We start from the raw sequence: 15,059 nt of genomic DNA, 5'->3' as shown, positions 1-15,059 counted from the left end.
AAGAAGGTGAGCAGCGACTAAGCCACCAGCGCCTTGGCCGTCCCTTCAGGATCGACGGCAATCACCTTGAGATAGGCCCGCGCCGGCTGATCCGGCTCAGAGCGCCCCTGTTCCCAATCCCGCAACGTGCCGAGCGGAATCTTATAGCGCGCCGAAAACTCCTCCTGCGTCAGACCAAGCGCCCGACGAATGACCTTCACCCGCGGCATGCGGGGTGCTGTGCGAAACTGCTCCTCCGTCATCGGCGGATTGTCGGGATCAGCCAGTGCATTGGCCTCCGCTTCCTCGTCGGTCATGGCGTCGAGGTGGGACCAGTCGGTTGCTTTGGGCTCTGTATCCGTTGTCGTCATCAGATTCAGTTTCGGCGCGATTGGTGCGATGCGAGGCACCTATGGGGTGCCTCGCATCGAAATTAAAACGGCTCGTCTGGATGGTCTTCGGGGCGTTTAAATGGCTTCTCTTCTGTGGCCTCAATTTCAGACCGTACGTTGGCGAACGTCTTTTCAAGCTTAGCGGAAAGCAGTTTTGCCAAGGAACGATGATTCTCACTGGCCTCTGAATGTCGATATAGAATTAGATCCTTGGTCGACAGCACGGCCCAATCATCAGGTCCGCCTCGCATGCCAGCGTAACTATCTTTCAGAAAAGTTAGCGCGGCCAATGTCAGTGTGGGATCTATGTCAGCCTTATTGTTCCAGATATGTATCGCGGTGTGGCGGCCATCAATGTCTAGGCCAAGGTCAGGTTCGAAGCGAATTTTGAAGACGGAATTTGGGCTTTGGTAGATTGCTGAGCCAAAATTCATAGGCATGTATATGCGGAGTAACTGCCATGCATGTAGGCGTTTTATTCCGTTTATTGCAGACTCCCTTCGGGCGTTCTGCTTTATATTCTGCATAGAGGCGACGATCTCTTCGAGAGGTTTTCCCTGCGATATCAATTTATGGGCAGCTTGTCGGAATGGTGTGTGGTAGTCCACGCCGCCCTTTTTTGAGGGTGCAATGCGGTTCTTTATTTTGGTTCGTTGAGGGCGTTCATTTAGGAAGAGCATTCCGATAAACGCAGAGAAACCGAATGTGGGTATAGGTGCCATTATGGGCGTCCTTGTAAAAAAGGTGCCAGGCTACTCGACTCTAAGCCTTCTGATCCTATAATTCACTTTGCTACGGTATAGGGACGAAGGTCTCTTTGCCCCGCGTTGCCTTGGCTTTCGCGGCGTGTCGTGGCCGAGTTGGCGCTTGGTCACGGCACGAGCGGAGCGTTAACGCTCCTTTCTGACGCCTTTGAACGGCGTTCCGTCTTTCTTCCCGTCCATAAACTTCCCGTCAGGGCCGCGTTTGGTCCAGGTGTCGGTTTTGGGATTGTGAACCTGTGAGCGATCGCGGACCGCTCCAATACGGCGTCCATCGCCGTTAGGTGGGTTCGTAGCCATGCGATATTGCCTCCGTTTCTGATTTAGCCCCGAAAGCGATTTCGAGACATAGAATCAGTAGCGAAGTTTTAATTCTTTGTAAAGAATTATTTTTATGGATCTGCAGAATAGGGTTTGTATATCCGTGTGCGAATTAAGTCAATAATTATTTTATTGTCTCAAGTCGGCGGATGGCTTTATTTCGTAAAGCATTAAATTACATAAAAAATAGAAAAATCCTCGCTAGGGAGGTTTTTTCTATTTTCTACGTACTTTTGGATCTTGTCGCTGTTAGAGTGTTTGTTTTTACTTGTTTAGTGATTCGTATTCTTACTTTAATCTGAGTTGGACGCCTCTTAGTTGTCTAGCCCGAAGTTTCCTCCGGGCTAGATTATCCTCAGCTATTCACAGAAATCAGCTGCAACCGCTCGTCGCGCCGCAAGTGTCGCACTTCTCACACGTCCCGTTGCGCACCATCGTAAAATTCTGGCACTCGGAGCACATGTTGCCCGTATAACCCTGCATGATCGACTTCATGCGGCGGTCGGCTTCGACCTTTTTGGCTTCGGTCTTGGCGGCGGCCGCGTCAGCCTCGGCCTTGTCGGAGAAGAGTGCGGTTGCGACCTGCTTGCCTTCATCGGCAACAACCGCGTCTTCCGCAATCTCTTCGGCCAGTTCCTTGGCGCGCTCTTCATAATCGCGCTTGAAGGAAACGACTTCCGAGGTCGAGATGGCCATTGCCGGTTCGAGCTTGCGGGCCGTATTACCGGCAATCGAGGTAACGCTGGCCGAGGCGCGGGCAGGGGCGGCGGTGGCCGAACCCTTGGCTTCCGATGCGCCCATTGCGCCGCCCTGGATCAGGGTCGGCTTGTAGCCGCGGGTCCAGCCGGTCGAAACGAGCTGCGTCTTGCCTTCCTTGATGCCCTTGCCGAGCGCCGTGTTGGAAAAGTCCGACGTATCGACGTGAGCCAGATCGTGACGGCCGAGATAGGAGACGGCGAGTTCGCGGAACACGTAGTCGAGGATCGACGTGGCGTTCTTGATCGCGTCATTGCCCGTCACGATGCCGGCCGGCTCGAACTTGGTGAAGGTGAAGGCTTCGACATATTCTTCCAGCGGCACGCCGTATTGCAGACCCAGCGAGATGGCGATGGCAAAGTTGTTCATCATCGCACGGAAGGCAGCGCCTTCCTTGTGCATGTCGATGAAGATCTCGCCGATACGGCCGTCACCGAATTCGCCGGTACGCAGATAGACCTTGTGACCGCCGACATTGGCCTTCTGGGTGTAACCCTGACGGCGGTTCGGCAGCTTTTCGCGCTCGCGGGTAACGCGCTCGATGACGCGTTCCACGATCTTTTCGGTGATCTGCACGGCCTGGGCGGCGGTCGGAGCCTGTACCAGTTCCTCGATCGCCTCTTCCGCATCGTCCTCGTCGATGAGCGAGGCGTTGAGCGGCTGCGACAGCTTGGAGCCGTCACGGTAGAGGGCGTTGGCCTTCAGTGCCAGCTTCCAGGACAGCATGTAGGCTGCGCCGCAATCCTCGACGGTTGCCTCGTTCGGCATGTTGATCGTCTTGGAGATCGCGCCCGAGATGAACGGCTGGGCAGCCGCCATCATGCGGATATGGCTCTCGACCGAGAGATAACGCTTGCCGATCTTGCCGCAGGGGTTGGCGCAATCGAAGACGGCGAGGTGCTCTTCCTTGAGGAAAGGCGCGCCTTCGAGCGTCATCGCACCGCAGACGTGAACGTTGGCAGCTTCGATGTCCTTCTTCGAGAAGCCGACATGCTCAAGCAGGTTGAAGCTCATGTCGGACAGCTGCTCATCGGTAACCTTGAGGGTTTCCTTGAGGAAGTCGGCGCCGAGCGTCCACTGGTTGAAGACGAACTTGATGTCGAAGGCCGACTTCAGGGCGCCGTTGACGGCTTCGATCTTGTCAGCCGGGAAACCCTTGGCGGCAAGCGTCGACGAGTTGATGCCGGGAGCCTGGTTCAGGTTGCCGTGACCGACAGCGTAAGCTTCGATCTCGGCGATCTGGCTTTCCGAATAGCCGAGCGAACGCAGCGCATCCGGAACGGCGCGGTTGATGATCTTGAAGTAACCGCCGCCGGCGAGCTTCTTGAACTTGACGAGTGCGAAATCGGGCTCGATGCCGGTCGTATCGCAGTCCATGACGAGGCCGATCGTGCCGGTCGGCGCGATAACGGTCGTCTGGGCGTTGCGGTAGCCGTGCTTTTCACCGAGCTCGAGCGCCTTGTCCCAGGCAGCCTTGGCGTGGGTGGCAAGCGTCTGGTCCGGGTTTTCCGAATGGAAGAGCGGAACCGGGTTGACCGAGAGCTGCTCGTAGCCGGTCGTCTCGCCGTAAGCGGCGCGGCGATGGTTGCGCATGACGCGCAGCATGCTTTCGCGGTTCGGGGCGAAATTCGGGAACGGGCCAAGCTCGCCGGCGATTTCAGCCGAGGTCGCATAGGCGATACCGGTCATGATCGCGGTCAGCGAGCCGGCGATCGCACGGCCTTCCTTCGAGTCGTAGGGAATACCCGACGACATGAGGAAACCGCCGATGTTCGCATAACCGAGGCCGAGCGTGCGGTATTCGTAGGAGAGCTGGGCAATTTCCTTCGACGGGAACTGCGCCATCATCACCGACACTTCGAGAACGACGGTCCACAGGCGAACGGCATGTTCGTAATCTGCGATCGCGATGTTCTTCGTTGCCTTGTCCTTGAACTGGAGAAGGTTGAGCGAGGCGAGGTTGCAGGCCGTGTCGTCGAGGAACATGTATTCCGAGCACGGGTTGGAGCCACGGATCGGGCCACCGGCCGGCGAGGTGTGCCAGTCGTTCATCGTCGTGTTGAAGTGGATGCCCGGATCGGCAGATGCCCATGCGGCGTAAGAAATCTGTTCCCACAGATCCTTGGCCTTGAGCGTCTTCATTACCTTGCCGTCCTTGCGGGCCGTCAGGTTCCATTCGCCGTCGTTTTCAACCGCACGAAGAAAATCGTCCTTCAGCGAGACGGAATTGTTGGAGTTCTGGCCGGATACGGTCAGGTAGGCTTCCGAATCCCAGTCGGTGTCATAGGTCTTGAATTCAAGATCCTTGTAGCCCTGCTGGGCGAACTGGATGACGCGCTTGACGTAGTTTTCCGGAACCAGGTCCTTCTTGGCAGCGCGGATTTCGCGCTTCAGGGCCGGGTTCTTGGTCGGGTCGAAGCAATCATCTTCCGAGCCTTCGCAGTTGACGCAGGCCTTCATGATCGCCTTCAGGTGCTTGGCGACGATCTTCGAACCGGTGACGAGGGCAGCAACCTTCTGCTCTTCCTTGACCTTCCAGTTGATATATTCCTCGATATCCGGATGGTCGATATCGACAACGACCATCTTGGCCGCACGGCGGGTCGTGCCGCCGGACTTGATCGCGCCCGCTGCACGGTCGCCGATCTTCAGGAACGACATGAGGCCGGAGGAACGGCCACCGCCGGACAGCTTTTCGCCTTCGCCGCGCAGGTGGGAGAAGTTGGAGCCGGTGCCGGAACCGTATTTGAACAGACGCGCTTCGCGAACCCAAAGGTCCATGATGCCGCCTTCGTTGACCAGATCGTCGCCGACGGACTGGATGAAGCAGGCATGCGGCTGCGGATGTTCGTAGGACGACTTGGACTTCGTCAGCTTGCCGGTGAAGGGGTCGACATAGAAATGCCCCTGGCCGGGGCCGTCGATGCCATAGGCCCAATGCAGGCCGGTGTTGAACCACTGCGGGGAGTTAGGAGCAACGCGTTGGGTGGCGAGCATATAGGCAAGCTCGTCCATGAAGGCGGCTGCGTCGTCTTCGGAGGAGAAATATCCACCCTTCCAGCCCCAGTAGGTCCAGGTACCGGCAAGACGCGTGAACACCTGGCGGGCATCTGTCTCGGGACCGTACTGCTCGTCCTTCGGCAGATCCTTCAGAGCCTTCTCATCGGCAACCGAACGCCACAGAAAGGAAGGAACATCGTTCTCTTCGACCTTCTTCAGGAATTTCGGAACGCCGGCCTTGCGGAAATATTTCTGGGCCAGAACGTCGGTCGCGACCTGAGAGAACTGCGCGGGTACGTCGATATCGGCAAGGCGGAAGACGATCGAGCCGTCCGGATTGCGGATCTCGCTGGTCGCCTTGCGGAACTCGATGGTTCCGTAAGCGCCTGTCTCAGGCTTCGTGAAACGACGTTCGATGCGCATTGCCTCTAGTCCCTCATCCTTTGTCGCCATATAGGCGCACGTGTTCGATGCGGCCGCTCTCCATCATGGGCAGCCGGCTGAAATTCCATCCAGACTCATTGGATGTCTATCTGTATATTGTGCTGGATGATGGCTGCCAACACTAAATATAGTATTAACAACATGTTTATGCCAGCCCAATCATCGTCTTGGCAGCGATTTTCTAAGCGCACGAAAACCCGTCGCCCGGCTGTCTGTCAAAACACGCCCTGCGCTCGATTGTTTCCATAAAACTCGAAAAAGAACCGGCCTCGTTACTCCCGGTCCAGTCGCCGCCGCAACATGTGTTTATTCATGCCGGAAAGGGGCTGATTCGGTCAAGACGTAGCCGGTAGGAGTTTCTAAACCACAAGATATTGTGGCCGGTACCTGTGGATAACGGGGAATAAAAAACAGCTAGGATTCTCAAATGCTTGGCGGAAAAGGCTGAAACTTGCGCGAGGCTTGCCGATTTGGATTGTGGCGCGATCGGGGCAGAGCGGTGGCGCTGGAAGCCCTTTCTGAACGGGCATTTTAGCATCTGGCCATACCATATTGAGACATATGGGTAACACGGCCATCCAAATGTAGAAAAGTCCGCCATCCTGTGGATGACGGACCAGCTATTGACACCAAAACGGCAGGGCAGGGTGTGTGTTAACGCATATCGTGCTGCTGGTGGTTGTTATCTGCGCGAGACACTATCTGTTGTGGCTCTCTGTGCGAATAAGGTTAACCCCTGTGTCCCTTCGCGATCGGCTCCTGATAGGTGAAGCCCATGTCCCAGGGGAAATAGATCCAGGTGTCCTGGGAAACCTCGGTAACGAAGGTATCGATCGTCGGCACGCCCGATGGCTTTGCATAGACGCAGGCGAAATGCGCCTTGGGCAGCATTTCGCGCACTTCCTTTGCCGTCTTGCCGGTGTCGGTCAGGTCATCGACGACAAGAATGCATTCGCCGCCGTTTTCCAGAAGCTCGGGTGCAATGCCCTTGAGCAGGATCGTATCGCCCTGATTGATATAGTCATGCCGCGTGGCGATGCAGACCGTATCGATCAGACGAATATTGAGTTCGCGCGAAATAATCGCCGCCGGCACAAGGCCGCCGCGGGTAATACAGACGATCGCCTTGAACTCCTGGCCAAGGCCGGAGAGACGCCAGGAAAGCGCACGGGTATCGCGGTGAAACTGGTCCCAGGAAACGGGGAAGGCTTTTTCGGGAAGAGACATAGGGTTCTGCCAAGTACTAGAGAGTTTCGTTGGCTCTCGCTAATAGCGGCAGATGCGGCAGGAAGGCAAGCGGGCTTGCAGGAACGGCTGCACACGCGGCCAGATATGGCCTTAATCCTCTGCATAACGACATGCACGTAAGCCATAATGGAGCATGCGATGGACGAACTGGAAAAAGCAGCCCTAGGTTTGCTTTATGATGCGAACTACGACCCGGCGGTTCTGGAAAAGCGTAAGGCGGCCAAGCGCATCCTGCATCGGTTGAATACGCTTTCGCCGGATGACAACGACGAGCGCGTGAAGTTGCTTCGCGGCCTGCTCGGTCGGATCGGCAAAAACTTCGTCTTTGATGGTTCATTTCACTGCGACTACGGCTTCAACATCGAAATCGGCGACGATTTCTATGCCAACGTCAACCTTGTCATTCTCGATGGCGCAAAGGTCACGATCGGCAACAATGTCTTCATTGCGCCGAATGTCGGCATTTACACTGCCGGTCATCCACTGGATCCTGAGCGCCGCAACGCGGGCCTCGAATATGCACTTCCTATCACCATTGGAAACAATGTCTGGATCGGCGGTGGGGTCTCGATCATGCCGGGCGTGACGATTGGAGACGGCGCGGTAATCGGCAGCGGTGCCGTCGTGACGCGCGATATTGCGCCGAATGTCGTTGCCGCAGGGAACCCGGCACGCGTCATCCGCGAGATCACCGAGGAAGACGGGAAGCGCGAGAGTTTCGGTCGGAAATAGTCGTTTTGCTTTTTGGCGGCAGCGGCATTCGGATGCCGCTGCTCACTGTTCAGCGTGAAAGAAGCGTCAGCGCTGTCATCGAATCGAGCAGGCTGCGCGTAACCCCTCCGAAGAACATTTCCCACCAGCGGGAATGTCCGTAGCCGCCCATCACGAGAAGATCGATGCTTTTGTCGGCAAGCCGGTTTTCGATCGCCGCAGCCGGCGAATTGCCGCCGCTGTCCTGCGTCGTCAAGGTCACGTCTATGCCATGGCGTGCAAGGGTAGCGGCGAGCTCAGCCCCGGCAAGCTCCCGATCTCGGTCGCCCCGTTCAGGCGGATCGATGACCAGAACCTCGACCGATAAGGCCTGCTTCAGAAGCGGCAGCGAATCGAAGACGGCGCGCGCTGCCTCGCGTGAACCGTTCCAGGCGATCAGCACGCGCTCGATCGGTTTTGGCTGTTTCAGCGTATAGGGGACGAGCAGCATCGGCCGCCCGCTTTCGAACAGAAATGTTTCCAGATCGGCGCGATGATCTGCCTGGGAGGGGCTGCTCTGGTTGGCAACGATAAGGTCTGCGGTCCGAGCGACTTCCTGGACGGAACTGGACGCATAACCGGCTGCCAGCATGTAACTGCGCCATTCAGATGAAAGTCCCTCGCGCGTCGTCTTCTGGCGAAAGATCTGCTCTATCGCCTGGGTTTCCCGCTGTGCACTTTCCTGCAGGATTTCGATTGCGGTCGGATCGGGGATTTCCATCGGAGCGATCAAGGGCACGGCAGTGAGCGTCTCTGCATGCACGCCAACGAGATGCGCGGAAAACTGCTCGGCGATTGCGACCGCAAAATCGGTGATCTGGGCTGCATTCCGCTGCGTGTCGAGAACGGCAAGAACAGTCTTGTAGGACATGGACATCTCCTCATCATCGGCTTCGTGTCGAGCCTTGCATTTAATAAGGTGGTGCTGCCGCGGAACGGGTCAACGGCCGCTGCCAAAGTGTCATGCATCGGCAGTCGGATTGGCCGAAATCCCCTTGCGATCGAGGGTCTCTATCATCTCCGAAACGGCCTCGGCCGCCGCGTCCATCGCCTGTTCATCCCGTGCGCGCACGACGATTTCCGTCGAGAATTTCTTTCCGTCGAACCGTGGATAGGAGCCGATGCTGGTTTCGGGATGCGCCTTCTGGATATCGGCAAGCAGCGTCCCGATATCTCCTTCGCCATAGGGGCAGGAGACGGCACGCGACAGCATCCTGGCTCCGCTGCGCAAGGTCGGCAGAACATTGTCCACCATTGCCTGGAAAACCTGCGGCACGCCGGCCATCACATAGACATTGCCGATGATGAAGCCGGGAGCTGTGGAAACCGGGTTGGCGATATGTTTCGCCCCTTCCGGCATCCGCGCCATGCGCTGCCGGGCAGGGGTGAATTCCATCTCGCGCCGCTTGTACATCTCGCCAAGCAGCGTCATCGCATCCGGGTCATAAATGCAGTCGACACCGAAAGCCTTGGACACGGCATCGGCAGTAATATCGTCATGGGTCGGGCCGATCCCGCCTGAGGTGAAGATGTAGTCATGACGCGCCCTCAAGGCATTGAGCGCCTCGACAATCGCATCTTCCTCATCCGCAACGATACGAACTTCCTTGAGGTCGATCGCCGAAAGCGTCAGCATATCGGCCAGATGCCCGATATTCTTGTCCTTGGTGCGCCCCGAAAGCAGTTCATCGCCGATAGCGAGCATGGCGGCGGTAACAATGGTGGAGGAGGCGGGAATGTCGGACATGGTGGGCTCGCTTTCTGTAATGGTTGGACGTTAATCCGCCCACCGCGGAATGCAATCCCATGATATTTCTTGACAACGCGCAAATTGAATACGGTGTTTCGCGATCGTTCAAAAACAGTGAACACTGCGTCGTGGTGCTGCTGTCTGGCAGCGCGTGCGACTGTCCGTTAGTTTTCAGCCACACGCTTGTTACAGGTCAGATCGATGATCATCGAGTTCTTGAAAAAGTTGTTGAGTGGCGCACCTTCTGTAAGCTCTGCAACAGCGTCCACACCCTTAGAGGAAACGAAGAAAATGACGAAGGTTCTGGTTCTCTATTATTCTTCCTATGGCCATATCGAAAAGATGGCCTACGCTGTCGCCGAAGGCGCAAAGTCTGCCGGTGCCGATGTCACCGTCAAGCGCGTCCCGGAACTGGTTCCGGAAGAGGTTGCCAAATCCTCACACTTCAAGCTCGATCAGGACGCACCGATCGCGACCCCCGCCGAACTCGACCAGTATGATGCGATCATCGTAGGTTCAGGCACGCGTTTCGGCACCGTCACCTCGCAAATGCGCAATTTCTGGGATCAGACGGGCGGCCTGTGGGCAAGCGGCAAGCTGGTCGGCAAGGTCGGCTCGGTCTTCACGTCGTCGGCCACCCAGCATGGCGGCCAGGAATCAACGATCCTCGGCTTCATTCCAACCCTGCTTCACCACGGCATGGCGGTTGTCGGTCTTCCCTATGCGTTCCAGGGCCAGATGGGTGTTGAAGCCGTCAAGGGCGGCTCGCCCTATGGCGCCTCCACCATCACCGACGGCGACGGCTCGCGCCAGCCTTCCGAAGTCGAACTGGAAGCCGCAAAATTCCAGGGCGCGCATGTTGCAAAGATCGCGGCCAAGCTTTCTGCCTGATCTCGATTAGCCTTCAAGGCCGAAATATAGGGAGCAGCGTTTGCTGCTCCCTTTTTCCTGTCTAGGGTGCAGTCACGGGCACGAAACCGCAAATCCGCGTTATTTCATCTCAATGAGTAGAGTGTCTGGTGCGGACGGCGGGGAACCGATTACCCGCACCATAATCATTGATTTTACAGCGTTATTTTCATCGCGTGTCGGCTGCTTTGTAGCGATCTTTGTAGCGGCTGGCAAGGCAGCGAGTTCAGCCGAAGATGCAGGTGACGTTGGAACCGTGGAAAAGCCCCCACTAGATGCCGCCGCAAACAGTTGAAAGCGCGACGACAGGCCTTCAAAGTCCGATAGCGCGTTCATAGCGGCGAAATGCTGCTTCGTAGCTCGCCGTGAAATCTTCGGGCAGTTCGAACTTCGCAATCCACGTAACTATTCTAGGTTCCTCCATGGTCCCTCCATGGTCGGTTCCTATCAAGGACACCACCTCATCAAGGGCAGCGGCAGCCCCTGTCAGCCCCAGAAGGTTGTTACCAAGCGCATCGATCAAAATTTGCCGCAGTTCTTCCCCTTCCTCAGGAACCTGTGTGAAGCGTAGAGTTTCCTCGTGATTTACGATCTCGCTCATCACCTCGCTGAGCAACACACAGACATCGTGTATCTCCTCCATGTCTCCGCTTTGCCCCGGTGGACCGAAGGCCGCAATCAGTCGATCATAAAGGGGAGCAAGCGGACTGATAAGGTTGGCCATGATATGTGCCCTACCGGCCAGCCAACCAGCAAAATCCTCGCTCGTTATGCGGGGATATGGCCGATAATAATGACCAGCCAGAAGGTTGTGGAAGCGCTTGACGTGAGGTGCGCTGAGGTATCTGAGCAATTCAGCAGCCAGCCGCCACTCCCATCCGATCGGCTTGTCGGTAGCAATTCTTTGGACGATTTGGGGGTATCCGTCGAGGAAATGGATTGATGCCTTTTCCACCTCGTAACGAATACGCTCCCCCCTCGTACCCAACTCCATTGAAACGCGCTCCTCGTGCGCCTTACGCCAAGCAAAGAGAAGCTCCGAAGGAAACCGCAAGCCATCTCGGTCCACGAGGCCATGGCAGGTGGGGCATAACCAGATGCCATTTGTTATAGAAGCCCTTGTAGCATCAGACATGGTTTCGTCGAACCGTGCGGACGTGGGCTTGGCTCCACAAATGTGGGCAGCCTCGCCTAGTGTAGTCGCCTTGTCCTCTGCCGAATTCGGTCCGACCGTATGAACCCCACAGTCAGGGTTTGAACATTGAAAACGCGCTCGCCGCGCAAGCACGTCCACTGTCGCCTTCGTGAAATCTGGCCCCACTCCATCCCCCTCGCATCAACACATGAGAAGCATCATACAAACCAATGAAGGTGCCGACCAGAGTGATCGATTTGCAGCCACGCGGCCGAGATGCCACGAAAACACATAATCACCCCATGACAAACGGGCCGGTGATTATTCCGCACGAAGCGCCCTGAATACGCTCGAACGGCTGATGCCTAATTCCACAACTATTTGCTCAGCGGTCTTCCCCTCGGCCTTCAGCCGCCTCACATCGTCGGCTTTCCGCTGAGCGGTCGGAGCGCGGCCCTTGTACTTGCCGTCAGCTTTCGCCCTAGCAATGCCCTCCCGCTGCCGCTCCAGCATGATGTCACGCTCGAACTCGGCGATGGAACCCAGCAGGCTCAGCATCAGCTTGCCGGTGGGGGTCGAGGTATCGATGTTGAGGTTGAGGATTTTGAGCGTGACCCTCTTGGTCTCCAGCGTGTCCTTGATCCTCACAAGGTCGGCCATAGAGCGGGCCAGACGATCCAGCTTGGTCACGATGAACACATCCCCTTCTCGGGCATAGTCCAGCGCACGGGTCAGCTCGGGGCGTTCCTTATCGACCGAGGAGAGCTGCTCCTTGAACACCTTCTTGCAACCTGCCGCTTCCAACTCCTTGAGCTGAGCTTCGAGGCCATAGGTCTGGTCGAGGGTCGAAGTACGGGCATAACCAATAATGGTGGTGGGCATTTGAACGGCTCCGATAGTGTCAGATAAGTTTAAGGGCTTCTGACACTGCTCGTTCCAAAAGTCAAGCACCACTTGTGTGGGACGCTTTTAGACCTTTTTCTGAGAAGCCACATTGGCGAGGCCTATTGGCACTGACATATATCTCGGCCTGATGGTAATGCTTGCGGACTGAGGACGATGGATTGCGGGATGATTACCGAGGAAGTCAGTGAACATATCATCGTGCGATCGGCGCAAGAGGCTGACGAACGGCTCGTGAAGCTGGAGCAGTCGGCCTCCCGTGTTGCCGCATGGGTCTCAGCCTTTGATGGTCGGCCTCTCGATCTCATCCGGCACATGAAATTCGATCTGGTCGGCTTCCATCCGGTCACCCACAGCCCCTTAAATGTCATAGAGCAGGTCAACCAGACGTGGACGTATGCGGCTGCCCTTCTGGCGGCAAAGACACTGTTTGACCTCCATCCTGATGCCGGTGCGTTTCATCTCGCTCCCGGTGCCCACGCATCGCAACCACTTGACGTTATGAGCGAGGTCCCGGGCTTGGTCGGTGCCGAGACCTTCGCGGCGGTACGACCACAGAACAACAGGAAGCTGGCCAAAGACCTCGACAAGCTTGCGGGCAGCCGAGAGCAGCACCGCTATGTTTTCTTCATGTCGCCCGCCTTCCCTGGTACCCAGCGGCTGGAGCGGTTCGAGCGAGATGGCATTCAGGTCTGGTCGGTCGATCTCTGAGGACGGCCAATCGCCATCAGGCGAGCGAGAAACGCGTTCCCCTCGGGCGTAAGGTAGAGCATGGTGTTGCGACCATCGGCGGGATTGCGATGCTGGACGATGAGGTTCAGCCCCGGCTTGCCGTGTCGGTCAATCGCCATCAGGGCGTAGGTGTTGCGGGAGATGGCTGCTTGGCTGAGGTCCATCAGGTCGAGCAACTCACGCTGCCCAATCCCTGGCTTCATAGCCACGAGGAAGAAGACCGAGGCAGTCTGCATGGGCATGTCGGGGCGCAGCTCGCGGAACGCTTCGAGGAGCCGGAATGCGTCATGCAGGGCCTTCTTGTATGAGGGTGTCGTATCGATCATCTGGCCATCGCGGCTCATCTCCTTCGGCTTTCCTGTGGGATTGCAGAGGGATATTTCGCAGTCAAGACATTGAAATCGTGAATAAATGCGATGGGAGGGCCTACCCGGGGGAAGCCGGGAAAGCCTTATATCTAATTGGGGTCTCGGATTTTTCCGGCAAAATATTCCGAGTGTTCTCCGAGGCTATGCCGTCACCTCGGTCAGTCATTCTTCAAGTTGTTGTAGTCTTCCGTATAGGCCTAGACGACACCTACGCAACTGACGTCCAGACTACCTGCTCCATGAAAGTCCTCTTCCGAAGCTCTCCGGCTTTGGCAATATGACTGGAACGGATAGCGAGGAAACGACTGATGGCGACATCGTTGTCATGGCTGTCGATGGTCATGGTCCGAATAGGCGGAAGGGTCATGTGTCTTCTCTCGGTTTAGCGGTGATGGTCGCGTCAGACGGCAAGAGCCGAGGCGTTGAAGGGCTGGTAGGCTGCGACCCTCGGGCCGTGTGCCGTGTTCTCGGCGATCGTCAGGCCTGCTGCCGTCTCGATGTTGCGGATGATGAGGCGGGGGAACGGCTCACTTATGCTCCAGACCTCAAGCCCACCGGAATGGCCGACAGCGACCAGACGGCGGCAGGCATCGGCGGAGGGATTGCGGGTCTTGTCGATGATGATCTCACCTTCGAAGGAGACCGAGTAGTTCTGCCCCAGCTTATCGAGGCTGGCAGGCCGGATGATAATTTGCAGGTTCGAGGCGGCTGAAGGCATGGCTTCGCCATCCTCCCGACGAAGGGAAGTTGCGTTGTGCATGATGATTGTCTCAGGGTTCTATGGTGGTGATGGTTCCGGGGCGGTGAAATGCAAACGGCACTCTCGGAAGTCGAGCGTCCATGATGGGGACTGTGCGGGGTTGGAGGTGGTCGAGGGTTCGCTGTGAAGGAAACCTCTAGGTGGACATTAAGGGAGACAATAGGTGGATTAGGGTTTCATCACGATCATCATCCAATGAATATCGAGACAGAGATCATCCTGATTTCATCAGTCATCCTCTGTTCCAGTTCATTCCAAATGATGGTCTCCCCCTCGGGCTTCTCCTTAAGTGAGGGGTAATTGGATCGAGGCTCCCTTGGTCTTCCCTTAAGTGGGCGGTAATTTTAGGTGGCATTTCTTCTGTCGCCACAACCTCTCCCTTTCTTCCTTCTCCCAAAGGGTGGGGTAATCGAAGGCGGTTCGGTTCTTCCCTTGAGTGCGTGGTAATCGCACCGTCACCCTTACTGCATGACTTCTTGCAATAAGGTGCCGAGGTCGCTGCCCGTGATGGTGACCTTGGCGCTGAGTTTTCAGCCGCAAGACGCTAGGTGGAGATGATCCACGCCCGAAACCATACACCTCACTCCTGTCGTCTAAAAATCGCCGTCCAGCGTGGTGCCTTCTGCTCGGGTATCTGAGGACCGGGAGCATGCTGGAAGGCGATAATTGGCGACCTGACTTTATTCAGCGGGCTGATTGCTCCTCCTCGATTAGGTGCGCTTCTTGCGGGTTTCAGTATGTCGCGGACAGGCATTTCAGTAAGTCGCGGACATCGATTTCAGTAAGTACGGGACAGTGATTTCAGAAAGTCGCGGACAGTTATCGCGACGGATTTAGATCGATTTTCGTGA

General features: G+C 56.7%; 13 protein-coding genes. 3 read left to right on the top strand and 10 right to left on the bottom strand.

What is annotated here, in order from left to right; translation table 11 throughout:
* Nucleotides 1-17 precede the first annotated feature (17 nt).
* From JNB91_RS26980 to gpt, 4 genes are all read right to left on the bottom strand, one after another.
* A complete protein-coding gene (locus tag JNB91_RS26980; RefSeq protein ID WP_220328616.1) occupies nucleotides 18-296 on the bottom strand; it encodes a helix-turn-helix domain-containing protein in 279 nt (92 codons plus the stop codon).
* A gap of 116 nt (nucleotides 297-412) precedes the next feature.
* Nucleotides 413-1,093: a hypothetical protein gene (locus JNB91_RS26975; protein ID WP_220328570.1), complete on the bottom strand. Its 681-nt coding sequence runs from the start codon at nucleotides 1,091-1,093 to the stop codon at nucleotides 413-415.
* A 732-nt stretch (nucleotides 1,094-1,825) separates the two neighbouring features.
* Nucleotides 1,826-5,632 carry a vitamin B12-dependent ribonucleotide reductase gene (locus JNB91_RS26970; protein WP_220328569.1) on the bottom strand — a complete coding sequence of 1,269 codons (3,807 nt, stop codon included), beginning with the start codon at nucleotides 5,630-5,632 and terminating at the stop codon, nucleotides 1,826-1,828.
* Nucleotides 5,633-6,382: 750 nt separating this feature from the next.
* On the bottom strand, nucleotides 6,383-6,880 hold the full coding sequence (gene gpt / locus JNB91_RS26965) for a xanthine phosphoribosyltransferase (RefSeq protein ID WP_220328568.1): 498 nt from the start codon (nucleotides 6,878-6,880) through the stop codon (nucleotides 6,383-6,385).
* A gap of 159 nt (nucleotides 6,881-7,039) precedes the next feature.
* On the opposite strand from gpt, the gene JNB91_RS26960 reads away from it, so the two are divergent.
* Nucleotides 7,040-7,633 carry a sugar O-acetyltransferase gene (locus tag JNB91_RS26960; protein ID WP_220328567.1) on the top strand — a complete coding sequence of 198 codons (594 nt, stop codon included), beginning with the start codon at nucleotides 7,040-7,042 and terminating at the stop codon, nucleotides 7,631-7,633.
* 49 nt (nucleotides 7,634-7,682) lie between these two features.
* On the opposite strand, the gene JNB91_RS26955 is transcribed toward JNB91_RS26960, so the two are convergent.
* Nucleotides 7,683-8,522 (bottom strand): universal stress protein, encoded by an 840-nt coding sequence (locus JNB91_RS26955; protein WP_220328566.1) that lies wholly within the window; start codon nucleotides 8,520-8,522, stop codon nucleotides 7,683-7,685.
* A 90-nt stretch (nucleotides 8,523-8,612) separates the two neighbouring features.
* Complete coding sequence (locus tag JNB91_RS26950) at nucleotides 8,613-9,398, bottom strand: competence/damage-inducible protein A (protein WP_220328565.1); 786 nt, start codon at nucleotides 9,396-9,398, stop codon at nucleotides 8,613-8,615.
* A 294-nt stretch (nucleotides 9,399-9,692) separates the two neighbouring features.
* Between JNB91_RS26950 and wrbA the strand changes: the two genes are divergently transcribed.
* The gene (gene wrbA, locus JNB91_RS26945) at nucleotides 9,693-10,292 is read left to right on the top strand and encodes an NAD(P)H:quinone oxidoreductase type IV (RefSeq protein ID WP_220328564.1); all 600 of its coding nucleotides are present in this window, start codon (nucleotides 9,693-9,695) and stop codon (nucleotides 10,290-10,292) included.
* Nucleotides 10,293-10,623: 331 nt separating this feature from the next.
* On the opposite strand, the gene JNB91_RS26940 is transcribed toward wrbA, so the two are convergent.
* Both JNB91_RS26940 and JNB91_RS26935 read right to left on the bottom strand, forming a co-directional pair.
* Nucleotides 10,624-11,304, bottom strand: a complete 681-nt coding sequence (locus JNB91_RS26940; protein ID WP_220328563.1) for a hypothetical protein — start codon at nucleotides 11,302-11,304, stop codon at nucleotides 10,624-10,626.
* A gap of 462 nt (nucleotides 11,305-11,766) precedes the next feature.
* Nucleotides 11,767-12,327, bottom strand: coding sequence for a recombinase family protein (locus JNB91_RS26935; RefSeq protein ID WP_220328562.1), 561 nt, complete (start codon nucleotides 12,325-12,327; stop codon nucleotides 11,767-11,769).
* 189 nt (nucleotides 12,328-12,516) lie between these two features.
* Here JNB91_RS26935 and JNB91_RS26930 point away from each other — a divergent pair, with 189 nt between their 5' ends.
* Nucleotides 12,517-13,059: a hypothetical protein gene (locus tag JNB91_RS26930; protein WP_220328561.1), complete on the top strand. Its 543-nt coding sequence runs from the start codon at nucleotides 12,517-12,519 to the stop codon at nucleotides 13,057-13,059.
* On the opposite strand, the gene JNB91_RS26925 is transcribed toward JNB91_RS26930, so the two are convergent.
* Together JNB91_RS26925 and JNB91_RS26920 are read right to left on the bottom strand one after the other, a co-directional pair.
* Nucleotides 13,035-13,424: a MarR family winged helix-turn-helix transcriptional regulator gene (locus JNB91_RS26925; protein ID WP_220328560.1), complete on the bottom strand. Its 390-nt coding sequence runs from the start codon at nucleotides 13,422-13,424 to the stop codon at nucleotides 13,035-13,037. The two genes, JNB91_RS26930 and JNB91_RS26925, sit on opposite strands and share 25 nt — an antisense overlap.
* Before the next feature lie 424 nt (nucleotides 13,425-13,848).
* A complete protein-coding gene (locus tag JNB91_RS26920) occupies nucleotides 13,849-14,166 on the bottom strand; it encodes a hypothetical protein (protein ID WP_220328559.1) in 318 nt (105 codons plus the stop codon).
* Between the last annotated feature and the right edge of the window lie 893 nt (nucleotides 14,167-15,059).

Source organism: Aliirhizobium wenxiniae (assembly GCF_019511445.1).
Taxonomy (GTDB): domain Bacteria; phylum Pseudomonadota; class Alphaproteobacteria; order Rhizobiales; family Rhizobiaceae; genus Neorhizobium; species Neorhizobium wenxiniae_A.
Note: the sequence above shows the minus strand (reverse complement) of the source record. Positions and strands in the feature narration are given on the sequence as shown.